The sequence below is a fragment of the Streptomyces angustmyceticus genome (assembly GCF_040701845.1).
GTDB lineage: Bacteria > Actinomycetota > Actinomycetes > Streptomycetales > Streptomycetaceae > Streptomyces > Streptomyces angustmyceticus_A.
Window position 1 is genome coordinate 1 of record NZ_JBFBHQ010000043.1, and the last position, 25,596, is coordinate 25,596.

Here is a 25,596-nt window from a genome sequence, read left to right on the forward strand (position 1 = left end):
TAAAGCGAAGCAGTCCGGACACCCACCCGCGCAGGCCCGTCACCGGCACCCGACAGCCCCGCGCAGCGGCACCGCCCGCCGCAGGCGCAACGGCGGGACAGCCAAAAACGGAGCGGAGACCAAGCGCAGCGGCCCCGCCGCGGGCGGCAACCGGCGAGCAACCCCCACGGCGGAAAAGCCAAAAACGTGGGCCAAAAGCCAAACGCAGTGGACCGTTAGACTCGTCTGCCGTGGATACCACCCTTCAGGACCCGCTCGTGGGCCAGCTGCTCGACGGCCGCTACCGTGTCCAGGCGCGCATCGCCGCAGGCGGCATGGCCACGGTCTATCAGGCCGTGGACACCCGGCTCGACCGTGTGCTCGCGCTGAAGGTGATGCACCCGGGGCTCGCCACGGACGAGGCGTTCGTGGAGCGCTTCATCCGGGAGGCGAAGTCGGTGGCGCGGCTGTCGCATCCCAATGTGGTGGGCGTCTTCGACCAGGGCACGGACGGTACGTACGTGTATCTGGCCATGGAGTACGTCGCCGGCTGCACGCTGCGCGACGTGCTGCGCGAGCGGGGCGCCCTGCAGCCGCGGGCGGCACTGGACGTCCTGGAGCCGATCCTGGCCGCTCTGGGGGCCGCGCACCGCGCCGGGCTGGTGCACCGTGACATGAAGCCGGAGAACGTCCTGATCGGCGACGACGGCCGGGTGAAGGTCGCCGACTTCGGTCTGGTGCGCGCGGTGGACACCAACACCACCGCCTCGACGGGTTCCGTCCTGGGCACCGTCTCCTACCTCGCCCCGGAGCAGCTGGAGCACGGCACCGCGGACGCCCGGGTCGATGTCTACGCCTGCGGTGTGGTGCTCTACGAGATGCTGACCGGCGGCAAGCCGCACACCGGCGGCACCGTGGCGCAGATCCTCTACCAGCATCTGCACGAGGACGTGCTGCCGCCGTCGGGGCTGGTGCCCGGCCTCGCGCCGCAGCTGGACGAGCTGGTCGCGCTGGCCTGTGCCCGTGATCCGCAGCTGCGTCCGCAGGACGCGGTGGCGCTGCTGTTCCGGGCGCAGGAGGCCCGTGCGCAGCTGACCGACGCCCAGCTGGACGTCGTGCCGCCGGAGGCGAGGGCGGTGGCCGCGGGCGACGGTTCGGAGCCGACGGACGTGATACCCCGCGCCGGCGGGCAGCTGACGCTGCCGGGGGACGGTGGGGCGGAGCTGAACCGCACCAGCCGTCTGGAGGTGCCGCAGGAGTCCGAGCGGACCACCCGGCTGCGTCCGGTGCCCGCCGAGGAGGCGCCCCGCGGCGGGCTGCTCCGGCGGCGGCGGCTCGTCACGGTCGTCGCGGCGGTCCTGCTGGCCCTCGGGATCGGCACGGGCGCCTGGTACATCACCTCGGGCCAGTTCACGAGCGTCCCCGCGGTGCTGGACATGCCGCAGGCCAAGGCCGAGAAGACCCTGCGGGACGAGGGGCTGGAGGTGAAGGTGGTGCGCGGCTTCAGCTCGAACGTGGAGCGCGGCCACATCATGAAGACCGACCCGGCGACCGGCAAGCGGATCCGCGGCACGGGCACGGTCACCCTCACCGTCTCGCGCGGCCCGGACATCGTCACCGTGCCCGACCTGTCCGGCACCCCGGTCGCGGACGCCAAGCGCAAGCTGCGCGACCGCGGGCTGATCCCCGGCACCGTGAACCGGGAGTTCAGCGACGAGGTCGCCAAGGGCTCGGTGATCCGTACGGACCCGGCCGGCGGCACCAAGCGGCGGCCCGACACCGCGGTGGGGCTGACGGTCAGCCGTGGCAGCGCGGTCGAGGTGCCCGGCGTCCTCGGCAGCGACCGCACGGACGCGGCGAACACGCTGCGCGAGGCCGGCTTCCAGGTGCGTTTCGCCGACGCGCCGGTCTACTCCACCCAGGACAAGGGCACCGTCGCCCGGCAGACCCCGGCCGAGGGCCGGAAGCTCGGCAAGGGCGACACGGTCACCCTCACGCTGTCCAGGGGCCCGGAGATGATCTCCGTCCCGAACGTCACCGGCAAGAACGTCGACGACGCCAAGAAGCAGCTGACGGACCTGGGCTTCCAGGTCGAGGTGAAGAAGCCGTTCCTGTTCCCGCAGGACACCGTCGACAGCCAGTCCGTGGATCCGGGCAAGAAGGCGCCGAAGGGCGGCACGATCACCATCGAGCTCAAGGGCGCGCTGTAGGTCCCGCCCGCGGTGCCCCGCGGCCGCCGTCCGGCGGGCGCGGGGCACCTGGCACCCTTGGGAGCGTGAGTACCTCCCCCGAGGGCGCCGAGCGGCGCGCCCGTGCACGCAACCCGGTCGGCGGCCATGTACCGGTGGCCGGCGGCCTGGCGAAGACCGGCCTTCCCTACGCCCGCGAGATGGGCGACGAGGTCGTCCAGGTCTTCGTGGCCAATCCGCGCGGCTGGGCCACGCTGCCCGGCAGCCCCGCGCAGGACGAGGCGTTCCGGGCGGCCTGCGCCCGGGAGGGGATCCCGGCGTACGTCCATGCGCCGTATCTGATCAACTTCGGTTCGCACACCGCGGCGACCGTCGACAGGTCGGTGGCGTCGCTGCGCCACTCGCTGCGCCGCGGCCGGGAGATCGGTGCGCTGGGCGTCGTCGTGCACACCGGTTCGGCGACCGGCGGGCGCCCGCGCGAGACGGCGATGGCGCAGGTCAGGGAGCGGATGCGGCCGTTGCTCGACGAGCTGACGCATCCGGACGACCCTTGGCTGCTGCTGGAGCCGACGGCCGGGCAGGGGGCGTCGCTGTGTGCGCTGGCCGAGGATCTCGGTCCGTACTTCGAGGCGCTGGACCGGCACCCCAAGGTGGGGATCTGCCTCGACACCTGTCACGCGTTCGCGGCCGGGCACGACATGGCGGCGCCGGGCGGCATGAAGGCGCTGCTGGACGAGCTGGTGGAGGTCGCCGGCGAGGGCCGGCTGAAGCTGATCCACGCCAATGACTCCAAGGATGTCGTCGGCGCCCACAAGGACAGGCACGAGAACATCGGCGCGGGTCACATCGGCGCGGAGCCGTTCGGTGAGCTGTTCCGCCATCCGGCGACGGAGGGGGTGCCGCTGGTGGTCGAGACCCCGGGCGGCAAGGAGGGGCACGCGGCGGACGTGGCCCGGCTCAAGGAGCTGCGCGGGGACTGAGCCCCGCCGCGGGTGCCGGGATCAGAGCTCGGGGCCGTCCCCGGGCTCCTCCTGGTACGAGTAGCGCTGCTCCCGCCAGGGGTCGCCCAGGTTGTGGTAGCCGCGCTCCTCCCAGAAGCCCCGGCGGTCGGCCCGCATGTACTCGATGCCGCGGACCCACTTGGGGCCCTTCCAGGCGTACAGGTGCGGAACGATCAGGCGCACGGGGAAGCCGTGCTCCGCGGTGAGGAGCTCACCCGAGCGGTGGGTGGCGAAGAGGCAGTTTTCGGCGGCGAAATCCTCGATGCGCACATTCGAGCTGAAGCCGTACTCGGCCCACACCATGACGTGGGTGACATCGGGGGCCGGTGGCGCGAGTTCCAGGATCGTCCGGGTGCGCACCCCGCCCCATTCGGCTCCCAGCATGCTGAATTTCGTCACGCAGTGCATATCGGCAACGACCGTGGTGTACGGCAGTGCCGTGAATTCCTCGTGCGACCAGCAGTGTTTCGCGTCGTCGGCGGTGGCGCCGAAAGCCCGGAACTCCCAGCGTTCGGCGCGGAACTTCGGCACCGGTCCGTAATGCGTCACCGGCCAGCCCCGCTGCAACCGTTGTCCCGGAGGCAGCTGAGGATGCTCCTCTTCGCGGCTTTCCGGCTGACCCATGCCCTCCATGGTGTCAGACCGGAAGGGGTGCCGATGACCAGGGAGAGCGGGATTGGGGCAACTCGCACTAAGCATGCACTTACTGGACGGCCCGCTCCGGGCGGTGCGAGGATGCGGCACCTGCCCAGTTTCTCGCGTGGAAGGAGCCCGCAGCCATGCAGGGCGACCCCGAGGTCATTGAATTTCTCAATGAGCAGCTGACCGCCGAGCTCACTGCGATCAATCAGTACTTCCTGCACGCCAAGATGCAGGAGAACTTCGGTTGGACGAAGCTCGCGAAGTACACCCGCTCAGAGTCCTTCGACGAGATGAAGCACGCAGAGATCCTGACGGACCGGATTCTCTTCCTCGAAGCTCTGCCGAATTACCAGCGGCTGTTCCACGTACGGGTGGGGCAGACCGTCACGGAGATGTTCCAGGCCGACCGGCAGATCGAGGTCGAGGCCATCGACCGGCTCAAGCGGGGCATCGAGCTGATGCGCAACAAGGGCGACATCACCTCGGCGAACATCTTCGAGGACATCCTCGCGGACGAGGAGCACCACATCGACTACCTCGACACCCAGCTGGAGCTGGTGGAGAAGCTCGGCGAGGCGCTCTACATCGCCCAGGTCATCGAGCAGCCGAGCTGAGCGAGCGGCCGGATGCCCACCTTCCGCCTCCCACGGAGCCGCGGCGGGAGAACCCCGTCGGCGCTCCGGGCTACGCGGCCTCCGAAAGCGCCGCGGGCTCCACGGCGTCCGCCTCCGCGCCCAGCGGCTCGGGCGCGCCGGTGTCGATGAGTTCCCGGCGGGGGCAGGCGCCCCGGCCGAGCAGTGCCTGGATGCGGCGGACGCAGCCGCCGCAGTCGGTGCCGGCCTTGCAGGCGGAAGCGATCTGACGGGGCGTGCAGGCGCCCGTGTCCGCGTGGTCACGGACCTGCTGCTCGGTGATCCCGAAGCAGGAGCAGACGTACACGCGGCTTCACCTTCCGTGGAGGCACCTCACCCATCCGGCTGATCTTGAGTGAGGTTACCCTTACCTTACCTGCCACGGCGGGGGCTGTACAACGCAGTGGGGCGCGGATCACAGGATCCGCGCCCCACTCTCGTTGTGCCCCTGCTCGTCAGCGCAGGTCAGCGACCTTCCGGCTCACTGATCGCGGTACATCTCCGCCACCAGGAAGGCCAGGTCGAGCGACTGGCTGCGGTTGAGCCGCGGGTCGCAGGCGGTCTCGTAGCGCTGGTGGAGGTCGTCGACGAAGATCTCGTCGCCGCCGCCCACGCACTCGGTGACGTCGTCACCGGTCAGCTCCACGTGGATGCCGCCCGGGTGGGTGCCGAGGCTCTTGTGCACCTCGAAGAAGCCCTTGACCTCGTCCAGCACATCGTCGAAGCGCCGGGTCTTGTGGCCGGAGGCCGCCTCGAAGGTGTTGCCGTGCATCGGGTCGCAGATCCAGGCGACCTGCGCGCCGGAGGCGGTGACCTTCTCGACCAGCTCGGGGAGCTTGTCGCGGACCTTGTCCGCTCCCATGCGGGTGATGAAGGTCAGCCGGCCCGGCTCCCGCTCCGGGTCGAGGCGCTCGATGAGGGTCAGCGCGTCCTCGGGCGTCGTCGTCGGGCCGAGCTTGACGCCGATGGGGTTGCGGATGCGCGAGGCGAACTCGATGTGCGCGCCGTCGAGCTGACGGGTGCGCTCGCCGATCCAGACCATGTGGCCGGAGACGTCGTAGAGGTTGCCGGTGCGCGAGTCGACGCGGGTCAGCGACGACTCGTAGTCCAGGACCAGCGCCTCGTGGGAGGCGAAGAACTCGACGGTGCGGAACTCCTCCGGGTCCACCCCGCAGGCGTTCATGAAGTTCATCGCGCGGTCGATCTCGCGGGCCAGCGCCTCGTAGCGCTGTCCGGAGGGCGAGGACTTCACGAAGTCCTGGTTCCAGGCGTGCACCTGCCGCAGGTCGGCGTAGCCGCCCGTGGTGAAGGCGCGCACGAGGTTCAGGGTCGCCGCGGAGGCGTGGTACATCCGCTTGAGCCGCTCGGGGTCCGGGATCCGGGCCGCCTCGGTGAACTCGAAGCCGTTGACGGAGTCGCCGCGGTAGGTCGGCAGCGTCACCCCGTCGCGGGTCTCGGTGGGCTTGGAGCGCGGCTTGCTGTACTGGCCGGCGATCCGGCCGACCTTCACCACCGGGACGGACCCGGCGTAGGTGAGGACGGCGCCCATCTGGAGGAGCGTCTTGAGCTTGTTGCGGATGTGCTCGGCGGATACGGCGTCGAAGGCCTCCGCGCAGTCGCCGCCCTGAAGCAGGAACGCCTCACCACGGGCGACCGCTCCCAGGCGCTCGCGCAGCTGGTCGCACTCGCCCGCGAAGACGAGCGGCGGATAGGACTCGAGCTCCGCGATCACATCGCGCAGAGCCTTTTGGTCCGGCCAGTCAGGCTGCTGCGCCGCGGGCAGGTCTCGCCAGGTGTGTCCACCGGCGTGGGTTTCAGCGTTCACGGTCACACTGCCCACATTACGGGGTCCCGCGAGGCTGTCCGTCCCGGTATCCGGACTTTGAGACGCACTGCACTCGGACGGTCCGGTAGGGTGCCCCGCATGTGCACGCGACCGGCTCTCAACAGCAACTGGTGGTGGACCGCTCATCCGGCGGCCCACTGATTCGCGCGCACTCCACACATCTCGCGAAGGCCGCCCGAGGGGCGGCCTTCAGCCTTGTGCGGCGGCCGTTCCTCCTCTCCCGGAAGGAACCCCGTCATGCACCGCGAGCCCCCCGCTGCCCACCCGGACGCCGCCGCACTCGTCCGGCGGCTGCTCGACCCCGCCTGCCCGCCGTTCGCCCTGCTCCACCGCCGCACGCCCGGGCGGGAGGCGGCGTCCTCCGCTCCCGGCTTCGCGCGAGCGGGAGGTGCCCCCACCGTCGAGGTGCTGATCGGTGAGGTCGACGAGGTCGGGCGGCTGGCGGACATCCCGCTGGGCGAGGGGGTGCCGGACGCGCCGGTGACCGACGCGCTCGCGCTGATCCCGTTCCGGCAGATCCGCGAGCGCGGCTTCCGGGCCCACGACGACGGCACGCCGCTGGCCGTGCTGCGCCCCCGCGAGAGCGCGGAGCTGCCCCTCGACGAGGTGCTGGCGGCGCTGCCCGTGCAGGAGGTACGGGTGACGGACGGGGCGTTCGACGTGGACGACGACGCCTATGCGGAGATCGTCGGGCGGGTGGTGCGGGACGAGATCGGCACCGGCGAGGGCGCGAACTTCGTCATCCGCAGGACGTTCGAGGGCACGATCGAGGACTTCTCGGCGGCCGGCGCCCTGGCGCTGTTCCGGCGGCTGCTGGCGGGTGAGCGCGGTGCGTACTGGACGTATGTGGTGCACCGCCCCGGGGTGCACACCCTGGTCGGCGCCAGCCCCGAGGTGCACGTCCGGATGACCGGCGCCAGGAGCGGGCCCGGCGGGCCCCCGTCCGGGGACGGCGGGCCGGGGGCCGGGACGGTCGTGATGAACCCGATCAGCGGCACCTACCGCTACCCGCAGGACGGCCCCACCGCCGAGAGCCTGCTGGCGTTCCTCGACGACCGCAAGGAGGCCGAGGAGCTGTCGATGGTGGTGGACGAGGAACTGAAGATGATGTGCACCGTCGGCGACCGGGGCGGGGTGGTGATCGGGCCCCGGCTCAAGGAGATGGCGCACCTCGCGCACACCGAGTACGAGCTGCGCGGCCGCTCCACCCTCGACGTGCGCGAGGTGCTCAAGGAAACGATGTTCGCGGCGACGGTCACCGGGTCGCCGGTGCAGAACGCCTGCCGGGTGATCGAGCGGTACGAGCCGGTGGACGGCGACGGGCGGGGCCGCGGCTACTACGCGGGAGCGCTGGCGCTCATCGGCCGGGACGCGGGCGGTGCGCAGACGCTGGACTCGCCGATCCTGATCCGTACCGCCGACATCTCCGCCGACGGCCGGCTGCGGGTGCCGGTCGGCGCCACCCTCGTGCGCGCCTCCGACCCGCGCGGCGAGGTCGCCGAGACGCACGCCAAGGCCGCGGGGGTGCTGAGCGCGCTGGGGGTGCGGCCGGCACCCGCGCGCGGGCCGGCCGGGGGCCGCGCGCAGCGGCTGGCCGACGACCCCCGGGTGCAGGCCGCGCTCGACGCCCGCCGCGCCGGCCTCGCGCCCTTCTGGCTGCGGATGCAGACCACCGCACCGATCGCCGAGCTGAGCGGGCATGCGCTGGTCGTCGACGCGGAGGACACCTTCACCGCCATGCTGGCGCATCTGCTGCGCACCTCGGGGCTGGACGTCACCGTGCGCCGCTTCGACGAGCCGGGGCTGCGCGAGGCCGCCCTCGCGCACCCGGGCCCGGTCGTGCTGGGCCCGGGGCCGGGCGACCCGTCGGACGCCACCGACCCCAAGATGCGTTTCCTGCGGTCGCTGACCGCCGAGCTGCTCGCCGGGCACCGCTCCCCGCTGCGGACCGGCGGCGCCGCCGGGCGGGGTCCGGGGAAACTGCCGGCGCACGGCGCGGGCGGACGTCCCGAGGGCCTGCTCGGGGTCTGCCTCGGGCATGAACTCATCGCCGCCGAGCTGGGGTTGGAGATCGTCCGCAAGGACGTGCCCCACCAGGGCGCACAGGAGCGGATCGACTTCTTCGGACGTCCGGAGACCGTCGGCTTCTACAACACCTTCACGGCCCGCTGCGACGACCGCACGGAGACGGAACTCGCCATGCACCGCGTGGAGTTGAGCCGGGACGCGGACACCGGGGAGGTGCATGCGCTGCGCGGTCCGGGCTTTGCCGGTGTGCAGTTCCACCCGGAGTCGGTGCTGACCTTGGACGGCGCCTCGGTCACCGCGCAGTTGCTGGCAGCTGTCCTCGTGTGACCAGCATGTTCTCGTTGGTGCGGTGGGCCAGGTGGTCCTCGACGTTGGCCACGGTGGCCTCGACGATCTGGCCGACCGCGTCCTCGGTGAAGTACGCCTGGTGCGAGGTGACCAGCACGTTCCCGAAGGTCATCAGGCGGGCGAGGGTGTCGTCGTCGACGATGTCCAGGGACTTGTCGAAGAAGAAGAACCTGGCCTCCTCCTCGTAGACGTCCAGGCCGACCCCGGTGAGCCGGCCGGCCTTGAGCGTCTCGACCAGGGCCGCGGTGTCGACGAGCGCACCGCGGCTGGAGTTGACCAGGATCGCGTCGTCCCTCATCGCGGCCAGCGCGGCGGCGTCGACGACCCGCCGGGTCTCGGCCACCAGCGGGAGATGCAGGGAGATCAGGTCGGCCTCGGCGAACAGCCGCTCGCGGGGGACGTACGTCATGCCCAGCGCGGTGCAGGTCGGGTTCTCGACGAGGTCCCAGCCCAGCAGGTTCATCCCGAAGCCGTGGGCGATCCGGGTGAACGCCTCGCCGATCTTGCCGGTGCCGAGCACCCCCGCCGTCCGCCCGCGCAGATCCCGGCCCATCAGCCCGTCCAGCCGGAAGTCGAAGTTGCGGGTGCGGTTGGTGGCCCGGACGAGCCGCCGGTTGACGGCCAGCGCGAGGGCCCAGGCGAACTCGGCGACCGCGTGCGGGGAGTAGGAGGAGACCCGGCCGATGCTCAGCCCGAGGTCGGCCGCTGCCTGCAGATCGATGTTGTTGAAGCCCGTGGAGCGCTGGGCGATCAGCTTCGTGCCACCGGCCGCGAGGGTCTGCAGGACGTCCGCGCCCAGATCGGCGTTGACGCTGGAGCTGACGATCTCGTAGCCGTGCGCGATGGGCGCGGTGTCGCGGTTGAGGAAGACATCGAGGCTGCGGACCTGGTGCCGGCCCGCGAAGGCCCGCTCCAGGAACGGCCGCTCATCGGCCTGCACTCCGAAGGCGACGATCTCCACGAGCTCTCCCGGTTCTCCCCCCGGTGGCGCGCCGCCGCCCGGGGGCGAGGGCCGGATGTATCGCGTAGGGCGAATATACGGCGCCTCGCCCGGGGGTGCCGCCCGGAGCGCCGGACGGCGGACGGCGGACGGCGGAATGCAGCCGCGGGACGGGGCGGCGGCCGGCGGCTCAGCCGAAGAACACGCCGGCCTCGGCGTAGAGCGCCGGATCGACGGTCTTCAGCTTGGCGGTGGCCTCCGCGATCGGCACCCGGACGATGTCCGTGCCGCGCAGCGCGACCATCTTCCCGAAGTCGCCGTCGCGCACCGCGTCGATGGCGTGCAGCCCGAAGCGGGTGGCCAGCCAGCGGTCGAAGGCGCTGGGCGTGCCGCCGCGCTGGGTGTGCCCGAGGACCGTGGTGCGCGCCTCCTTGCCGGTGCGTGCCTCGATCTCCTTGGCCAGCCACTCCCCCACCCCGGACAGCCGGACATGCCCGAAGGAGTCGGTGGAGTCGTCCTTGAGGACCATCTGCCCGTCCTTGGGCATGGCGCCCTCGGCGACGACCACGATCGGGGCGTAGCGGACCTTGAAGCGGGATTCGATCCACCGGCAGACCTGCTCGATGTCGAAGCGCTGCTCCGGGATGAGGATGACGTTCGCCCCGCCGGCGAGGCCGGAGTGCAGTGCGATCCAGCCGGCGTGCCGGCCCATCACCTCGACGACGAGCACCCGCATATGGGATTCGGCGGTGGTGTGCAGCCGGTCGATGGCCTCGGTGGCGACGCCGACGGCGGTGTCGAAGCCGAAGGTGTAGTCGGTGGCCGACAGGTCGTTGTCGATGGTCTTGGGGACGCCGACGCAGGGGACGGCGTGCTCGCCGGAGAGCCGGGCGGCGACGCCGAGGGTGTCCTCGCCGCCGATCGCGATCAGCGCCTCGACCTCCTGCTTGGCGAGCGTCTCCTTGATCCGGCGGACGCCGTCGCGCTCCTTGAAGGGATTGGTCCGCGAGGAGCCGAGGACGGTGCCGCCGCGGGGCAGGATGCCGCGCACCGCCGGGATGTCCAACGCGACCGTGTCGCCCTCCAACGGTCCGCGCCAGCCGTCCCGGAAGCCGACGAACTCGTACCCGTACTCCTGGGTGCCCTTGCGGACGATGCCCCTGATCACTGCGTTCAGACCGGGGCAGTCGCCGCCGCCGGTCAGTACTCCGACCCGCATCGCTGCTTCACCTACATCCCGTCAGTGGCCGCGCACGGCCGTGTGTGAGCCGACCCCGGTCACGCTAATGGTGATCTGGGTCACTCCGGGATGGGACAAACGGTGAGGTCCGTGATTTACCGGGGAGTTGGTACGGGGCGTTCACCCGTACGAGCGGCTCCTTTCGGGGAACGACCGGGCGGCCGGCGACCGCGCCGGTCACGCCCTTCGCGGCCGGGCCGTCACGCCTCGTCGAGGCCGCGCTCTATGGCGTACCGCACCAGCTCGACGCGGTTGTGCAACTGCAGCTTGCCGAGGGTGTTCTGCACATGGTTCTGCACCGTGCGGTGCGAGATGACCAGCCGCTCGGCGATCTGCTTGTACGAGAGTCCCTTGGCCACCAGGCGCAGCACCTCGGTCTCCCGGTCCGTCAACTGCGGTGCGCCCGCCTCGTCCGGCGTCGCGGGGGCCGGCTCGGTCGCCAGCCTGCGGTACTCGCCGAGCACCAGGCCGGCCAGGCCCGGGGTGAACACCGCATCGCCGGCGGCCGTGCGCCGCACCGCGTCGAGGAGTTCCTCGGTGCTCGCCGACTTCAGCAGATAGCCGGTCGCCCCGGACTTGACCGCCTCCAGGACGTCGGCGTGCTCACCGCTCGCGGACAGCACCAGCACCCGCAGGGCCGGATTGGCGCCGACCAGTTCCTGGCACACCCGCACGCCGGGCATCCCGGGCAGATTGAGGTCCAGGACCAGCACCTCGGGCCCCGCGGCCTGCGCCCTGCGCACCGCCTGGAGTCCGTCGCCGGCCGTGGCGACCACCTCGCACCCGGCCGCCGCCAGGTCCCGTGCGACCGCGTCCCGCCACATGGGGTGGTCGTCGACCACCATGACCTTCAGACCCTGCTCGCTCACGCTCCCGCCTTCCCCCGTCGTCCGCCCTCGGGCGCCGTGCCCTTGGGGACCGTCAACTCCACTTCCGTGCCCTGGCCGGGAACGGAGACCCACTCCGCGCTGCCGCCCAGGTCCCGCAGCCTGCCGCGGATCGACAGGGCCACCCCCAGGCGGCCCTCCCGCTCGGCGTCCGCGAGCCGGCCCTCGGGGATGCCGGGGCCGTCGTCGCGGACGGTCACGAGCACCGCGTGCGGTTCGTCCTCCACCAGGATCCATGCGTGGGCACCGGCCCCCGCATGCACCCGTACATTGTCCAGCGCGGCACTGACAGCGGCCGCGAGTTCGGCCGCCGCCGCGGGCGGCAGCGCGACCGGGGCGCCGGGCTCGGAGAAGGTGACACCGGCGCCCGCGTACGGCGCGAGCAGGGCCCGGACGTCGCACGGTCCGTCGGCGGCCGGCGCCGGCGCGGCCCCGGCGGGCACCACGACACCCTCCCCCGCGTCCTCGCCGGTCTGATGCGGCACCCCGCTCGCCGCGCCGCCGGGCCGGATCCCGGGCGGCGGGACTAGCCCGCCGGCGACCAGGGTCCGCAGCGCGACCTCCTGCTCACCGGCCATCCGGCCGAGTTCGCCCGCCTCTCCGCCGATCTCGGCGCCGCGCCGCTGCACCATCGCCAGCACCTGGAGCACGCTGTCGTGGATGTCACGGGCCAGCCGCTCCCGCTCCCGGGTGGCGGCCTCGATCTGCAGGGCGCGGGCGAGGGTGCGCTCGCTGGAGCGGGCCACCTCGACGACGTAGCCCAGACCGACGCTGGCCACCCACACCAGCACCACGTTGTGGATGGTGTCGCGGGCCAGCTCCTGGCGCTCGACGAGGTTGGCCACCGCCACGACGGTGGAGGCCACCGCGGCCCAGCGCCAGCCGCCCTTGATCGCGAAGCCCAGGACCGCGCCCGCCGTCCAGATGGACGGCAGCGTCGGCCCGCCGTCCATGATGCGGGCGTGGGTGTCGACCACCAGCGTGAGCAGGATGCCGCCGACCGCGAAGCCGAGGTCGGCGACCAGGAACTGCCGGGTGCAGCGCTCCGCCGAGGTGGTGCAGCGCCAGGTCAGCACCATCCAGACGGTGAGCACGCCCATGTAGGCGGCGGCGCCCAGCGGATGGGCGTACTGCCGGTAGGAGAGCGCGACCAGGCACGCGGTGTAGACGAGGGTGAGGATCCGGTAGCCGGTGAGCGCGCGCCACAGCGGGAGTTCGACGGACATCCGCAGCGCCTTCGGGGGGCGCGTGCCATGGCGTCTGGCGGCCATGGCGCCGCCCGCGGTCCGTGTGCCGGTGTCCGTGTCCGTTTCCGTCATTGCCGTCCCCCTTGCCGGGCGTGCTCACGCCCGGTCTCGGCCCTGCCCGTGTGTTATTCGGCGGCCGCCTTCTTGGCCCGCTCCGCCTCGGCCTTCTTCTGCGCCTCGGCCTGTGCCGCCTCGGCCTTCGCCGCGTCGGCGATCTGCCGCTTGGCCGCCGTCGCGTAGATGTCGACGTACTCCTGGCCGGAGAGCTTCATGATCTCGTACATGACCTCGTCGGTCACCGACCGCAGGATGAAGCGGTCGCCCTCCATGCCCTGGTAGCGGGTGAAGTCCAGCGGCTTGCCGATGCGGATGCCCGGCCGGATCATCTTCGGCACGATCTTGCCGGGCGGCTGCACCTTCTCGGTGTCGATCATCGCCACGGGAATGACCGGCGCCCCGGTGGCCAGCGCCACCCGCGCCAGGCCGCCCGGCTTGCCGCGGTAGAGCCGGCCGTCCGGCGAGCGGGTGCCCTCCGGGTAGATGCCGAACAGCTCACCGCGCTCCAGCACTTCGATGCCGCTCTTGATCGCCGCCTCGCCCGCGCCCCGGCCGCCCGAACGGTCCACCGGGAGCTGGCCCACGCCCTTGAAGAACGCGGCCGTCAGCTTGCCCTTGACCCCCGGAGAGGTGAAGTACTCGGACTTCGCGATGAAGGTGACCTTGCGGTCGAGCACCGCGGGCAGGAAGAACGAGTCCGAGAAGGACAGGTGGTTGCTCGCGAGGATCGCCGGGCCCTCGGCGGGGATGTTCTCGATGCCTTCCACCCAGGGCCTGAAGGCAAGCTTCAGCGACCCGCCGATGGAAAACTTCATTGCGCCGTAGATCAACCGACTGCCTCCTGTGTGTGACGCAAAGACCTTAACCTGCCCCGGTGACCCGCTCGCGCCGCGGCTGCCGCCGGACCTATCCGCCCGCCGTCACTTTGCGTACCCTGAGGTAACCCGCCAGGCCCCCTTATCGATCGGAGTCCCCCGGTGCCGCTCCTTCCCGGAGCCGAGCCGTTCCGCCGTGACGGCGGAGAGGTCGGCGTCCTCGTGTGCCACGGCTTCACCGGCTCCCCCCAGTCCGTACGCCCCTGGGCCGAGCATCTGGCCGGCCAGGGGCTCACGGTCAGTCTGCCGCTGCTGCCCGGTCACGGCACCCGCTGGCAGGACCTGCAGATCACGACCTGGCAGGACTGGTACGCCGAGGTCGACCGCGAGCTGCGGGCGCTGACCGAGCGCTGCACGTCCGTCTTCGTCTGCGGCCTGTCGATGGGCGGCGCGCTGGCGCTGCGGCTGGCCGCCAAGCACGGCGACGCCATCAGCGGGGTGGCCGTGGTCAACCCCGCCAACAAGGTCCACGACGCGGCCGGGCCGCTGCTGCCGGTGCTGCGCCACCTCGTGCGGACGACCAAGGGGCTGACGAGCGACATCGCCAAGCCCGGCGCGGAGGAGGTCGGCTACGACCGGGTGCCGCTGCACGCCGCGCACTCGGTGCGCCGCTTCTTCCAGCAGGTCGACTCCGAACTCCCCGGCGTCACCCAGCCGTTGCTGGTGATGACCAGCCCGCAGGACCATGTCGTCCCGCCGGGGGACTCCGCACGCATCCTGAGCCGGGTGTCCTCGACCGACGTCCGGCAGACGCTCCTGGAGCGCAGCTTCCACGTCGCCACCCTCGACCACGACGCGGAGCAGATCTTCCGCGAGACGGATGCCTTCATCACCCGCCTCGCGCCGCAGGCACGGGCGGACGCGGCTTCGGAGGGGACGGCGGCCAGTGGCGGAGCGTAGCCCCCGCGACCCCCGGGACCCGCTGGACGAAGAGGCCGCCTGGGCCGAGATCGTGGCGGGCTACGGCGACCAGCCGTCGTTCCCTCCGCACGACGAGGGCGAAGGCGACGGCGACGGCGACGGCAAGGACGCGCCGACGGGGGACGCCGGTACCGAGAGCGCCGGGAAGGGTGCCGAGGAGGACGCCGGGAAGGGCGCGAAGGAGGACGGGGCCGGGCCCGGGGACGGCGGGGCCGGTGCCTCCCGTCCGGGCAGTTTCGTCGTCTTCGCGCCGGGCGTCGGCCCGCGCAACTGGTCCCCCTCACAGGCGTCCGACGACGACTTCGACGAGACCGACGAGGGCCACTTCACCCCGCCCGAGCCGCCCCCGCTGCCCCAGGCCGATGTCACCGCCAAGTTCGCCTGGATCGCGGTGATCGGCGGTCCGGTGCTGCTGGTGGCGATGGTGCTGCTCCAGCAGCCGGTGACGTGGTGGATCACGGTCCTGGGCATCGGCGGCTTCCTCGGCGGGTTCGCCACCCTGGTGGCCCGGATGAAGAGCGACGACGAGGACGACAACGACCTGCCGGGCAGCGGCGCGGTGGTGTGAGTCAGCCCGCGGCCGGCACCCGCAGCGCGGCCAGCACCGGCAGGTGGTCCGTCGCGGCCGTGAGGTCGCTCTCCCGTACTCCCGGCAGCCCGTGCGGCACACCGCAGCCGAGGACCTCCACGCCCGGCGTGGTGAAGATCGCGTCGATCCGCTGATGCGGGTCGTGGGGCGTGGAGGTGAGCTCCCCGCCCCACGGCTTCGCCGCCCAGGCGTCGGTGAGCGCCCCGGCCAGCCGGCGGAAACTGCGGCCCTCCGGCCGCTCGTTGAGGTCGCCCCCGGCGACGGCGTACGGCACGCCCAGGGCGGCCAACTGCTCCAGCAGCAGCCCGGCCTGCTCGGCACGCTCCTTGGCGGCGAGGCTCAGGTGGCAGCTGAGCACGCCGAGCCGGGCCCCGCCCACGCGCACCACCGCGGTGGCGAATCCGCGCTGGTGCAGTCCGGGGGTGCGGGGCAGCAGGACGTCCTCGGTGCGCTCCACATGGGCGCGCAGGGTGCAAAGGATCATCGGGCCCGCGGCCGTGCCGCCGCCGGTGACGTACACCAGACCGGCCGCGCGGGCCAGCTTCTCGGCGGCCTTGCGCCAGCGGAAGAACCGCGGCGCCTCCTGGACCAGCACGAGATCGGGGGCGCAGGCCCGGATCACCCGGGCCAGCGCCGCCCGGTCGTCGCGCATCGAGCGGATGTTGTAGCTGAGCACCCGGATCACGGCCGTGCCGTCGGGCTCGGTGCGGGAGTCGGGAAGCGGGATCAAGGCGGCGGGTCCAATCACCGGGATCGTCACGCGGGCCAAGATAGAGCACCGTCCGCCGCTCCCCCGGGGGGCGCGGCGGACGGTGTCATACGAAGGAGGGGCGCCCTCGGGCCCGGGGCGGTCAGCCCTGGCGCGCCAGGTCGGCCGCGCCGACCAGACCGGCCTTGCCGCCGAGCTGGGCGGCGAGCACCTGCGCGTGCGGCCGCCACTGGTTGCCGACGAGCCACCGGCGGAAGGACTTGCGGATCGGGCCCAGGACGAGTTCGCCCTCGTCCGAGACGCCGCCGCCGACGATGAAGGCCGACGGGTCGAAGAGCGAGGCGAGGTCGGCGAGGCCGGCGCCGGCCCAACGGGCCAGTTCGCGGAACGAGTCGATGGCGACCGGGTCGCCCTGGCGGGCGGCCTCGCTGATGTGCCGCCCCTCGATGCCCTCGGAGGTGCCGTCGCCGAGCGCCAGCAGGATCTCGGCGTTCTCGGGGGTGGCGAAGGCCCGCTGGCGGGCGTAGCGCAGCAGGGCGCGGCCGGAGGCGTACTGCTCCCAGCAGCCCTGGCTGCCGCAGCCGCAGAGCAGGCCGTCCGGCACGACCCGGATGTGCCCGAATTCGGCGGCGACGCCGAAGCGGCCGCGGCGCAGCTTGTTGCCGATGATGATGCCGCCGCCCAGGCCGGTGCCGAGCGTGATGCAGATGACGTCGCTGTGGCCCTGGCCGGCGCCGAACTTGTACTCGCCCCAGGCCGCGGCGTTGGCGTCGTTCTCGACCACCACGGGCAGGCCGACGCGCTGCTCGACCTTGTCCTTGAGCGGTTCGTGGCGCCAGTCGATGTTCGGTGCGAACAGGACCGTGGCCCGCTTCTCGTCGACATAGCCGGCGGCACCGATGCCGACGGCCTCGACGTGGTGGCCGGCCCCGACGGTCCGCACCGCGTCCGCGATGGCCTCGGTCAGCGCTTCGGTGGCATGCGGAGTCGGAACCTTGCACGTCTCAAGGATCGAGCCCTCTTCGTCGACCACGCCGGCCGCGATCTTCGTGCCGCCGATGTCGACGCCGATGGTGAGTCCCATGTGTCCCTCAGTTTTTCGCTCGAACCCCGCCGGGACCCACCGTACCGGAGGCGGGGGCGCCGGGCCGCGCCCTTCCGGGCGGCGGACCGGGGCGGCCTCCCCGGTGGTGCGGGGCGGCGGGGACTAGTCGAGATCGATCCGCTCGGTGCCGGTGGGACCGTCGTCGTCGCGCGGGTCGTCGCCGCGGCGGGCCTCGGGCCGCTCGCCGGAGTCCTCGCGGGTCCAGCGGCGCTCGCTGCTCTCGACGGCGGAGCGGTAGGCGGCGAGCAGCTCGGAGCCGGCCGCGGCGAGGTGGTCGAAGAGGTCGGGGTTGCGCTCGATGACCGGCTCGACGGCGGCCTTCGCCTGCTTGAACAGCTGGCTGACGGCGCCCTGCGCGGCGATGCCGCCCAGTGCCCCGGGAAGCTGGATGCCGGCGAGCTTGTCGGTCACCGCGTCGGCGAGCTTGCGCAGCTCCTCCGCCGCGCTGCCCGGCTGCGGGCCGTGGGCGGCGCGGTGCCGGGCCTTCTCCTCGGCGAGGTCCTCGGCGCAGGCCGTCTCCCAGGCGTCGGCATCGGGCGCGGCCCTGCGGTCGGCGGGCTCGGTGGCATCACTCATGAGGAACTCCGTGACTCCTGCGGCGAGGCGGTACGGCGAAGAGGTGCGCGCGGCACCTCGGGCGGGGCCCACCCTTGACGGTACCCGAACGGTGGTGGCGCGTTCAGTCGCTCTGCGGCCACAGGGCCGGATCCGGGGTGAAGCGGATCTCCAGGACGCCGTCGCGCAGTCCGGCGCCGGAGACGGTGCAGCGGCGCAGCGCGGAGGGGAGGGTGCGGATCCGCCGGAAGCGGCCGACGCTGACCACGATCTCGTCGCCGCGGCGCACCAGGCCGAGGCCCTTGCGCTCGGCGCCGGGCAGCGGCACCCGCCAGACGAGGATGCCGTCGGCCGCCAGCCGGTCCTCGACGGTCCAGGGGTCGGGGCGGGGCCCGTCCGCGGGCGCCGCGGCGCCGGTCTCGCCGGCCGGACCGTCGATCAGCTCGTCCAGCTCGTCGACACCCTGCGGGTCGCGGCCCAGGTGGGCCACCTCGTGGACGGGGATGTCGGGGAACTCCTCGCGCAGCGCCTTGAGGGCGGTCTGCTGGCCGCCGGAGAGCGCGGCGAGGAACGGATCCGCCGAGCCGGTGGGCAGCAGCCGGTTGACGACCAGGCCGTCGGTGCGCCGGCCCTGCAGCGCCAGGCCGGCGCGGAGGGTGCGCAGGTTGGCGGCGGCGACCGGACCGGCGTCGGTGACCAGGCGCACGGACGTGCCGGGGTCGTCGATCGCCCGCTGGACGGCGGCGAGTTCGCGCTCCCAGCGCTCGGCGGCGTCGTAGAGCTTCTGGGCCGGCATCGGGACGCCGGCGAGCTGGGCGAGCACCGGGCGCAGCGCACGGGCCGCCTGGCGCTCGGGGGGCAGCAGCCGGCGCAGATAGCGGCGGACCTGGGCCGGCAGGCCGAGCAGCCGGATCGCCTCGGCGGCCGGGGGCATGTCGACGACGATCAGGTCCCAGTCGCCCGAGGCGTGTTCGGCGCGCAGCGCCTGCAGCAGCGCGAAGTCCTCGGAGCCGGGGAGTTCGGTGAGCTCGTCCTCGTCGAGGGGGCTGGCGCCGAGCAGGTCGAGGGCCGCGCCGGCCCGCTCCTGGAAGGCCAGGAACTCCTGGCGGAAGCGGTCGCCGGGATCGACGCGCAGGGCGTGCAGGCCCGGTGCTATCGGGGTGGGGGCGTCGGCGCCGAGGGGCGTACCCAGGACCGCTTCCGGGGCGCAGCTCTCGGTGGTGAGCAGGAGTGCACGGGTGCCCCGGCGGGCGCCGGCCAGGGCGGTGGCGGCGGCGAGCGTGGTGCGGCCCGCGCCGCCGGGGCCCGTGACGAGGACGATGCGCACGCTCAGAGCTTCTTGGCCTCGTCGGCGGAAGCGGTCGTGTCGGCGGCGTCCGCGGTGTGGTCGGCGGGGCCGCTCTCGACGCGCTTCTTCAGCCCGGCCAGCGCGCGGTCGATGATGACCTTCTCCGCCTTGCGCTTGATCATGCCGAGCATCGGGATCTTGACGTCGACGGTGAGCTGGTACGTCACCTCGGTGCGCGCGCCGTTGCCCAGCGCGGCGAGGCGGTAGGAGCCGTCGAGGGCGCGCAGCATCTGCGACTTGACCAGGGACCAGCTGACCTCGTTCTCGCCGGTCCAGGTGTAGGCGAGGGTGTGGTCGTCCTTGATCGCTCCGGCGTCCAGCAGCAGGCGCACCTGCGCGGCGCGGCCGTGGTCGTCCTTGTCCAGGACCTCTGCCTCTTTGACCTCGCCGGTCCACTCCGGATAGCGGTCAAAGTCGGCGATCACTCCCATCACGTCGGCGGGTGCCGCCTCGATCGTGATGCTCGAGCTGGTGTGTTCGGCCATCGCCGTGACTCCTCCATGCCGATTCGTGCCGGTCCGCCGACTCTTCCCCCGGCTCTCCCTGCCTCCCCCGTTCCCGGCTTCGCCGGAGCGGGGGCACCCCCTTGAGCGGGGGGAGACCCCATGACGCGGTGTCTCTGCTGCTGAAGGCTACCGCGCGGGGGAACGCGGGCGGACACCAGCAGGCCCGCCACGACGGGGCGGGACGCTCCCCCGGCCGCCCGTCACCGGGCTCATGCCCCGGGGCCCGCGGTCTCACCACTCCATGACATACGGCGTTCCGGTCGCATTGAAATGGCCGACATTGATGCATTCCGTGCCGCCGATGCGGACCCGGCGGGCGAGCGGCTGGTGCACATGGCCGAAGAGGGCGTAGCGCGGCCGGGTGGTGCGGATGGCGTGCAGCAGGGCCGCGCTGCCGCGCTCGAAGCGGCGGGCGACGGTGTCGTAGCAGAGCTCGGGGACGTCCGGCGGGATGTGGCTGCACAGCACGTCCACCTCGCCGACCGCCTCGACCTTGGCGGCGAACTCCTCGTCGCCGATCTCGTAAGGGGTGCGCATCGGTGTGCTGAGTCCGCCGCCGACGAACCCGAAGACCCGGCCGCCGATCTCCACGCGTTGGCCGTCGAGAACGGTGGTACCGGCCGCGGCGTACTCGGGCCACAGGCGCGGGATGTCGACGTTGCCGTAGGTGGCGTACGTGGGGGTGGGGAAGGCCGCGAAGAGTTCGGCGTACTGCTTGCGGACCGCGCCCTCGATGACCGACTCCCGGCTCACGCCCGTGCGGTCGAGCTCGCCCCACAGCCGGCGGCCCAGTGCACGGGCCTCCTCGAAGCGGCGGGCGGTGCGCAGTTCGACGAGGGCGCTCGCGTTCGCGGCGCCGAAGAGTTCGGGGAAGATGCCGCGCGAGTGGTCGGCGTAGTCGAGGAAGAGGACCAGGTCACCCAGGCACAGCAGGGCGTCGGCGCCGGTTCCGGCCGCCGCGAGGTCCCGGCTGTTGCCGTGTACGTCACTGACCACATGCACTCGCATGGCGTCACCCTAGATCGCGCGGGCCGGTGCGGGGAGGGGGGTGGAGGTCAGGGTTACTTTCGGGTCACCGACCCGCTGGTCTAGTCTGCGCGGGACAAGTCCCATGGCGTGTCCCCCAGCTGTGACGCATCGAACATCTGGCCTTTCCCCCCTATCCCAAAAGCAATACCCATGGGTAACGTCCGGGCAGTCCAATCCCCCCTTGCATGATCATGGACCGCCGCCGGTGTACACACAGCGTCGTGGCGCCGGCGCTTTTGAGGAGCAGCAGTCTTGCGCGAGTTCAGCCTTCCGGCCCTGTACGAGGTCCCAGCGGACGGCAATCTGACGGATCTTATCCGCCGAAATGCCGCGCAGCACCCGGATGTTGCCGTCATGGGACGCAAGGTGAACGGTGCGTGGCAGGACGTCACCGCCGCCACCTTCCTCGCCGAGGTCCGCGCCGCCGCCAAAGGTCTGATCGCCTCGGGTGTGCGGCCCGGCGACCGGGTCGGCCTGATGTCGCGCACCCGCTACGAGTGGACGCTGCTGGACTTCGCCATCTGGAGCGCGGGCGCCGTCACCGTCCCCGTGTACGAGACCAGTTCGGCCGAGCAGATCCAGTGGATCCTCGGTGACTCGGGGGCGGTGGCCTGCCTGGTGGAGTCCCCCTCCCACGAGGCGACCGTCGAGTCGGTCCGCGACCGGCTGCCGGATCTGGAGAACATCTGGCAGATCGAACGGGACGCCATCGCCCGGCTGCGGGCCGCGGGCGCCGCCGTCTCCGACGAGGAGGTGGACGCGCGCAGCGCGCTCGCCGACGCGGACGCCCCGGCCACCATCGTCTACACCTCCGGCACCACCGGCCGCCCCAAGGGCTGTGTGCTCAGCCACCGCAGCTTCTTCGCCGAGTGCGGCAACATCGTCGAACGCCTGCGGCCGCTGTTCCGCACCGGCGACTCCTCGGTGCTCCTCTTCCTCCCCATCGCGCACGTCTTCGGCCGGCTGGTGCAGGTCGCCGCGGTGATGGCGCCCATCAAGCTGGGCCACGCCCCCGACATCAAGAACCTCACCGACGACCTCGCCTCGTTCCGGCCGAAGCTGGTGCTGGGCGTGCCCCGGGTCTTCGAGAAGGTCTACAACTCGGCGCGGGCCAAGGCGCAGGCCGACGGCAAGGGCAAGGTCTTCGACAAGGCGGCGGACATCGCGATCGCCTACAGCCGCGCGCTGGACACCCCGGAGGGCCCGTCCCTCGGCCTGAAGGTGAAGTACAAGGTCTTCGACCGGCTGGTCTACGGCAAGCTGCGCGCCGTCCTCGGCGGCCGTGCCACCCACGCCATCTCCGGCGGGGCCCCGCTCGGTGAGCGCCTGGGCCACTTCTACCGCGGCATCGGCTTCACCGTCCTGGAGGGCTACGGCCTGACGGAGTCCTGTGCGGCGACCGCCTTCAACCCCTGGGACCGGCAGAAGATCGGCAGCGTCGGCCAGCCGCTGCCCGGTTCGGTCGTGCGGATCGCCGACGACGGCGAGGTGCTGCTGCACGGCGAGCACCTCTTCACCGAGTACTGGAACAACCCGTCGGCCACCAAGGAGGCGCTGTCCGACGGCTGGTTCCACACCGGCGACCTCGGCACCCTCGACGAGGACGGCTACCTCGCCATCACCGGCCGCAAGAAGGAAATACTGGTCACCGCGGGCGGCAAGAACGTCGCCCCCGCCGTGATCGAGGACCGCATCCGGGCCCACGCCCTGATCGCCGAGTGCATGGTCGTCGGCGACGGCCGGCCGTTCATCGGCGCGCTGGTCACCCTCGACGAGGAGTTCCTGCCCCGCTGGGCCGAGGAGCACGGACACCCGGCCGATGTGACGCCGTCCCAGGTCGCCGAGGATCCGGAGCTGCTGGCCGCCGTGCAGCGCGCCGTCGACGACGGCAACGCCGCCGTCTCCAAGGCCGAGTCGGTGCGCAAGTTCCGTATCCTCCCGACCCAGTTCACCGAGGAGTCGGGCCACGTCACGCCGTCGCTGAAGCTCAAGCGGAACGTGGTGGCGAAGGACTTCGCGGAGGAGATCGAGGCGATCTACCGCGCCTAGGGTGCCGGCCCTGCGCGGGCCGCACCGAGACACCGGAATCCGCCGTCGTGGCAGCGCCACGGCGGCGGATCGTCGTTGCGGGGCGGGGGATCCGGCTCCGCGCGACGACGCGGCCGGCCCGGGCCGGGTCGGCAGCCGGGCGGGCCGTCGCCCGGAGGCACGGACCCCTCAGAGCAGTTCCTTCAGCCGTTCCGCGAGCAGGTCCCAGCGCCACTTCTCCTCCACCCAGGCGCGGCCGCGTGCGCCCATGGTGCGGCGCAGGTCCGGGTCCTGGAGCAGGGCGACGAGGCGCTCCGCGGTGGGGGCGGGGCTGCCGCCGGGGACGACCCAGCCGGTTTCGCCGTCCAGGACGGCGTCGGGGGCGCCGCCCGAGTCGCCCGCCACCACGGGGAGTCCGGTGGCGGAGGCCTCCAGGTACACGATGCCGAGGCCCTCGACGTCGAGACCGCCGCGGCGGGTGCGGCAGGGCATCGCGAAGACGTCGCCGGCGCCGAAGTGGGCCGGCAGTTCCTCCCACGGGACCGCGCCGGTGAAGCGCACCGCGTCCCCGACGCCCTTCTCCACCGCCAGTGCGCGCAGCTCCTTCTCGTACGGGCCGCCGCCGACGATCAGCAGGACGGCGTCGGGCACCGCGGCCAGGACGGCCGGCATCGCCTCGATCAGGGTGTCCTGGCCCTTGCGCGGGACGAGCCGGGAGACACAGACGACCACGGGCCGGCCGGTGAGCCCGAGCCCGGCCCGTACGGCGTCGCCCCCCGAGCCGGGGTGGAAGGTCTTCTCGTCCACGCCGGGCGGGAGTTGGACCATCCGCCCGGCGGCCTGCGGGGTGAGCGCGCCGGCGATCCGGGAGCGGGTGTACTCGCCGAGGTAGGTGAGCGTGTCGGTGCCCTCGCCGATCCGGCGCAGCAGGCTGCGGGCGGCCGGCAGCTGCGCCCAGCCCGCCTCGTGGCCGTGCGTGGTGGCCACGATGCGGCGGGCACCGGCCGAGCGGAGCGCGGGGGCCATCAGCCCGAGCGGGGCCGCCGCGCCGAACCACACGGAGGAGCAGCCGTGTTCGCGCAGCAGCCCGGTGGCCCGCCGGGTCACCCTCGGGGTGGGCAGCAGCATCGTCGTACGGTCCCTGATCACCGGGAACGGCTGCTCGGCGTCGAAGGCGGCGGTGGCCGCGAGACCCTCCGCGCCGCGCTTCCAGGTCGAGGCGTAGACGACGACCTGGGAGGGGTCCAGGCGCAGCGCCATGCTGTGCAGGAAGGCCTGGATGCCGCCGGGCCGGGGCGGGAAGTCGTTCGTGACGATCAGGGTCTTGTGCACGATGGTCTCTCGGCGGTCGGTCTCGGCGGTTCCGCCCGACAGTACCGGTCGGCGGGCGGCAGGGGGCGGCCCACCCCGCCACGCCCGTCCCTCGTCTACGGTCGTGACCAGCCGCCACCGGCATCATGCAGGCAGCACGGGCGGGCGGCGGCGGACAGGGCAGGACACACGGGCCGCGGCTCCGCAGGCCATGCCCGTGGCCGACGGCGGACGATCGACGAGGTGACGATGAGCAGCATCAGCAGAGCGCGCGGGGTGTGGCTCCCGGTCGCGGTCTGGGCCGTGACCAGGGCCGTGGTCCTGCTGTGCGTCCTGAGGGTGCTGGTGCTGCCGGGACCGGACGTCACCACCGATGTGTCGGCGATCTACCAGGGCTGGTTCGACGTCCTGAAGACCGGCACCTTCCCGCTGGCCGATGTGACCTGGCAGTACCCGCCGGCCGCCGCGCTCGCGATCCTCTCCCCCGGTCTGCTGCCGTTCCTCGACTACGCCCCCGCGTTCTTCACCCTGGTCCTGGTCACGGACGCGGCGGCGCTGGCGCTCTTCCTGCGGGCCGGCCGGCGGCCGGGCCACCGCCCGGCGGGGGCCTGGGTGTGGATCGCGGGCGTGGCGCTGCTGGGCCCGACGGCCTATGCCCGCTACGACCTGATGGTCGCCGCCGTGGCCGCCGCCGCGCTGTTCGCGGCCGCCCGCCGGCCGCGGGTGGCGGGCGCCCTGGCCGCCTTCGGCGCGCTGCTGAAGGTCTGGCCCGTGCTGCTGCTGACGGGGGCGGCGGTGCGCGGTCGGCAGGCCCGTGCCCTGTGGCGGAGCGCGGCCGGCACCGCGGCCGGGCTGACCCTGGTCTTCGTGGCCGCCGCACCGGGCGCGCTGGCCTTCCTCACCTTCCAGCGCGACCGCGGCACGGAGGTCGAGTCGCTCGGCGCGCTGGTCTTCCATGTCGCCCGGCACTACGGGTGGGACGGGCAGGTGCTGCTGCACTACGGCTCGCTGGAGTTCCTCGGCCCCGGTGTCCCGCTCGTCAGCACCGTGGCGCTCACCCTGAGCCTGGCCGCCGCGGGCTGGCTGTTCCTGTGGCGGGTGCGCGCCCGGGAGCTCGGGCCCGCGACGCTGTGCGACGCCGCCTTCACCGCCACCTTGCTGTTCACCACCACCAGCCGCGTCATCAGCCCGCAGTACATGCTCTGGCTGGTGGGGCTCGGCGCGGTCTGCGTGACCGTACGGGCCTCCCGCCTGACGCTGCCGGCCGTACTGGTGCTGGCGGCCACCGGCCTCACCCAGCTGGAGTTCCCCGTCTGGTTCGCGCACATCGTGGCGAGCGACCCGCAGGCCGTCGCGCTGCTGGCGGTGCGCAACGGCCTGCTGGTCGCCGCCTCGCTGATCGCCTGCCGCCGGCTGTGGGTCTCGACCCGGGGCGACGGGAGCGGCCGTGCGCAGCCCGCCGGGGTGGTGGCCGCACGCCGGCCGTCCGGCGCGGCGCCCGCCGCTCCCCCGCAGCTCACGGGTTCCGCCCCGCAGCCGCCCGCGGACGGGCCGGCGCCGCCGGGCCGCTGACCCGGCCCCGCC

General features: G+C 72.7%; 23 protein-coding genes. 8 read left to right on the forward strand and 15 right to left on the reverse strand.

Features of this window, described 5'->3' with window-relative positions; all coding sequences use genetic code 11:
• Positions 1-230: 230 nt before the first annotated feature.
• On the forward strand, positions 231-2,189 hold the full coding sequence (gene pknB, locus AB0411_RS37020; protein ID WP_366421634.1) for a Stk1 family PASTA domain-containing Ser/Thr kinase: 1,959 nt from the start codon (positions 231-233) through the stop codon (positions 2,187-2,189).
• 65 nt (positions 2,190-2,254) lie between these two features.
• Complete coding sequence (locus AB0411_RS37025) at positions 2,255-3,148, forward strand: deoxyribonuclease IV (RefSeq protein WP_366421635.1); 894 nt, start codon at positions 2,255-2,257, stop codon at positions 3,146-3,148.
• Between the two features lie 21 nt (positions 3,149-3,169).
• On the opposite strand, the gene AB0411_RS37030 is transcribed toward AB0411_RS37025, so the two are convergent.
• Positions 3,170-3,793 carry a sulfite oxidase-like oxidoreductase gene (locus AB0411_RS37030; protein WP_366421636.1) on the reverse strand — a complete coding sequence of 208 codons (624 nt, stop codon included), beginning with the start codon at positions 3,791-3,793 and terminating at the stop codon, positions 3,170-3,172.
• A gap of 155 nt (positions 3,794-3,948) precedes the next feature.
• Between AB0411_RS37030 and bfr the strand changes: the two genes are divergently transcribed.
• Complete coding sequence (gene bfr, locus AB0411_RS37035) at positions 3,949-4,425, forward strand: bacterioferritin (RefSeq protein ID WP_311626815.1); 477 nt, start codon at positions 3,949-3,951, stop codon at positions 4,423-4,425.
• A gap of 70 nt (positions 4,426-4,495) precedes the next feature.
• Here the strand turns inward: bfr and AB0411_RS37040 are convergent, their stop codons facing one another.
• Together AB0411_RS37040 and AB0411_RS37045 are read right to left on the reverse strand one after the other, a co-directional pair.
• On the reverse strand, positions 4,496-4,750 hold the full coding sequence (locus AB0411_RS37040; RefSeq protein WP_366421637.1) for a (2Fe-2S)-binding protein: 255 nt from the start codon (positions 4,748-4,750) through the stop codon (positions 4,496-4,498).
• 174 nt (positions 4,751-4,924) lie between these two features.
• On the reverse strand, positions 4,925-6,274 hold the full coding sequence (locus AB0411_RS37045; protein WP_366421638.1) for a class II 3-deoxy-7-phosphoheptulonate synthase: 1,350 nt from the start codon (positions 6,272-6,274) through the stop codon (positions 4,925-4,927).
• Positions 6,275-6,526: 252 nt separating this feature from the next.
• Here AB0411_RS37045 and AB0411_RS37050 point away from each other — a divergent pair, with 252 nt between their 5' ends.
• Complete coding sequence (locus tag AB0411_RS37050; RefSeq protein WP_366421639.1) at positions 6,527-8,644, forward strand: anthranilate synthase family protein; 2,118 nt, start codon at positions 6,527-6,529, stop codon at positions 8,642-8,644.
• On the opposite strand, the gene AB0411_RS37055 is transcribed toward AB0411_RS37050, so the two are convergent.
• From AB0411_RS37055 to AB0411_RS37075, 5 genes are all read right to left on the reverse strand, one after another.
• The gene (locus AB0411_RS37055) at positions 8,610-9,626 is read right to left on the reverse strand and encodes a 2-hydroxyacid dehydrogenase (RefSeq protein ID WP_366421640.1); all 1,017 of its coding nucleotides are present in this window, start codon (positions 9,624-9,626) and stop codon (positions 8,610-8,612) included. The two genes, AB0411_RS37050 and AB0411_RS37055, sit on opposite strands and share 35 nt — an antisense overlap.
• Positions 9,627-9,795: 169 nt before the next feature.
• Positions 9,796-10,824: a 6-phosphofructokinase gene (locus tag AB0411_RS37060; protein ID WP_366421641.1), complete on the reverse strand. Its 1,029-nt coding sequence runs from the start codon at positions 10,822-10,824 to the stop codon at positions 9,796-9,798.
• 221 nt (positions 10,825-11,045) lie between these two features.
• The gene (locus AB0411_RS37065; protein ID WP_373866983.1) at positions 11,046-11,690 is read right to left on the reverse strand and encodes a response regulator; all 645 of its coding nucleotides are present in this window, start codon (positions 11,688-11,690) and stop codon (positions 11,046-11,048) included.
• Between the two features lie 20 nt (positions 11,691-11,710).
• On the reverse strand, positions 11,711-13,003 hold the full coding sequence (macS, locus tag AB0411_RS37070) for a MacS family sensor histidine kinase (protein WP_403152823.1): 1,293 nt from the start codon (positions 13,001-13,003) through the stop codon (positions 11,711-11,713).
• 101 nt (positions 13,004-13,104) lie between these two features.
• On the reverse strand, positions 13,105-13,851 hold the full coding sequence (locus AB0411_RS37075; RefSeq protein WP_088797274.1) for a lysophospholipid acyltransferase family protein: 747 nt from the start codon (positions 13,849-13,851) through the stop codon (positions 13,105-13,107).
• Positions 13,852-14,013: 162 nt separating this feature from the next.
• On the opposite strand from AB0411_RS37075, the gene AB0411_RS37080 reads away from it, so the two are divergent.
• Together AB0411_RS37080 and AB0411_RS37085 are read left to right on the forward strand one after the other, a co-directional pair.
• Positions 14,014-14,811: an alpha/beta hydrolase gene (locus AB0411_RS37080; protein ID WP_366421642.1), complete on the forward strand. Its 798-nt coding sequence runs from the start codon at positions 14,014-14,016 to the stop codon at positions 14,809-14,811.
• A complete protein-coding gene (locus AB0411_RS37085) occupies positions 14,798-15,400 on the forward strand; it encodes a hypothetical protein (protein WP_366421643.1) in 603 nt (200 codons plus the stop codon). Before AB0411_RS37080 ends, AB0411_RS37085 begins: the two co-directional genes overlap by 14 nt.
• Before the next feature lies 1 nt (position 15,401).
• Here the strand turns inward: AB0411_RS37085 and AB0411_RS37090 are convergent, their stop codons facing one another.
• From AB0411_RS37090 to AB0411_RS37115, 6 genes are all read right to left on the reverse strand, one after another.
• Positions 15,402-16,151 (reverse strand): endonuclease/exonuclease/phosphatase family protein, encoded by a 750-nt coding sequence (locus AB0411_RS37090; protein WP_366421657.1) that lies wholly within the window; start codon positions 16,149-16,151, stop codon positions 15,402-15,404.
• 121 nt (positions 16,152-16,272) lie between these two features.
• Complete coding sequence (locus AB0411_RS37095) at positions 16,273-17,214, reverse strand: ROK family glucokinase (RefSeq protein WP_366421644.1); 942 nt, start codon at positions 17,212-17,214, stop codon at positions 16,273-16,275.
• A gap of 123 nt (positions 17,215-17,337) precedes the next feature.
• The gene (locus AB0411_RS37100; RefSeq protein WP_366421645.1) at positions 17,338-17,811 is read right to left on the reverse strand and encodes a DUF5304 domain-containing protein; all 474 of its coding nucleotides are present in this window, start codon (positions 17,809-17,811) and stop codon (positions 17,338-17,340) included.
• Positions 17,812-17,914: 103 nt separating this feature from the next.
• Positions 17,915-19,117 (reverse strand): ArsA family ATPase, encoded by a 1,203-nt coding sequence (locus AB0411_RS37105; RefSeq protein WP_366421646.1) that lies wholly within the window; start codon positions 19,115-19,117, stop codon positions 17,915-17,917.
• Positions 19,118-19,119: 2 nt separating this feature from the next.
• Positions 19,120-19,623 carry an SRPBCC family protein gene (locus AB0411_RS37110; RefSeq protein ID WP_366421647.1) on the reverse strand — a complete coding sequence of 168 codons (504 nt, stop codon included), beginning with the start codon at positions 19,621-19,623 and terminating at the stop codon, positions 19,120-19,122.
• A 252-nt stretch (positions 19,624-19,875) separates the two neighbouring features.
• Entirely contained in the window at positions 19,876-20,652 is a 777-nt protein-coding gene (locus AB0411_RS37115; RefSeq protein ID WP_366421648.1) for a metallophosphoesterase family protein, read from the reverse strand.
• A 273-nt stretch (positions 20,653-20,925) separates the two neighbouring features.
• Here AB0411_RS37115 and AB0411_RS37120 point away from each other — a divergent pair, with 273 nt between their 5' ends.
• Entirely contained in the window at positions 20,926-22,722 is a 1,797-nt protein-coding gene (locus AB0411_RS37120; RefSeq protein WP_366421649.1) for an AMP-dependent synthetase/ligase, read from the forward strand.
• Positions 22,723-22,890: 168 nt separating this feature from the next.
• On the opposite strand, the gene AB0411_RS37125 is transcribed toward AB0411_RS37120, so the two are convergent.
• Positions 22,891-24,033, reverse strand: coding sequence for a glycosyltransferase family 4 protein (locus AB0411_RS37125; protein ID WP_366421650.1), 1,143 nt, complete (start codon positions 24,031-24,033; stop codon positions 22,891-22,893).
• Between the two features lie 228 nt (positions 24,034-24,261).
• On the opposite strand from AB0411_RS37125, the gene AB0411_RS37130 reads away from it, so the two are divergent.
• Complete coding sequence (locus tag AB0411_RS37130) at positions 24,262-25,584, forward strand: glycosyltransferase 87 family protein (protein ID WP_366421658.1); 1,323 nt, start codon at positions 24,262-24,264, stop codon at positions 25,582-25,584.
• Positions 25,585-25,596 lie beyond the last annotated feature (12 nt).

Excerpts from the sequence above, each read along its gene's own strand:
- AB0411_RS37030 (WP_366421636.1), bottom strand. The coding sequence starts at position 3,793 with ATGGGTCAGCCGGAAAGCCGCGAAGAGGAGCATCCTCAGCTGCCTCCG.
- bfr (WP_311626815.1), top strand. The coding sequence starts at position 3,949 with ATGCAGGGCGACCCCGAGGTCATTGAATTTCTCAATGAGCAGCTGACC.
- AB0411_RS37050 (WP_366421639.1), top strand. The coding sequence starts at position 6,527 with ATGCACCGCGAGCCCCCCGCTGCCCACCCGGACGCCGCCGCACTCGTC.
- AB0411_RS37060 (WP_366421641.1), bottom strand. The coding sequence starts at position 10,824 with ATGCGGGTCGGAGTACTGACCGGCGGCGGCGACTGCCCCGGTCTGAAC.
- AB0411_RS37065 (WP_373866983.1), bottom strand. The coding sequence starts at position 11,690 with ATGGTGGTCGACGACCACCCCATGTGGCGGGACGCGGTCGCACGGGAC.
- macS (WP_403152823.1), bottom strand. The coding sequence starts at position 13,003 with ATGGCCGCCAGACGCCATGGCACGCGCCCCCCGAAGGCGCTGCGGATG.
- AB0411_RS37075 (WP_088797274.1), bottom strand. The coding sequence starts at position 13,851 with ATGAAGTTTTCCATCGGCGGGTCGCTGAAGCTTGCCTTCAGGCCCTGG.
- AB0411_RS37095 (WP_366421644.1), bottom strand. The coding sequence starts at position 17,214 with ATGGGACTCACCATCGGCGTCGACATCGGCGGCACGAAGATCGCGGCC.
- AB0411_RS37100 (WP_366421645.1), bottom strand. The coding sequence starts at position 17,811 with ATGAGTGATGCCACCGAGCCCGCCGACCGCAGGGCCGCGCCCGATGCC.
- AB0411_RS37110 (WP_366421647.1), bottom strand. The coding sequence starts at position 19,623 with ATGGCCGAACACACCAGCTCGAGCATCACGATCGAGGCGGCACCCGCC.
- AB0411_RS37115 (WP_366421648.1), bottom strand. The coding sequence starts at position 20,652 with ATGCGAGTGCATGTGGTCAGTGACGTACACGGCAACAGCCGGGACCTC.
- AB0411_RS37130 (WP_366421658.1), top strand. The coding sequence starts at position 24,262 with ATGAGCAGCATCAGCAGAGCGCGCGGGGTGTGGCTCCCGGTCGCGGTC.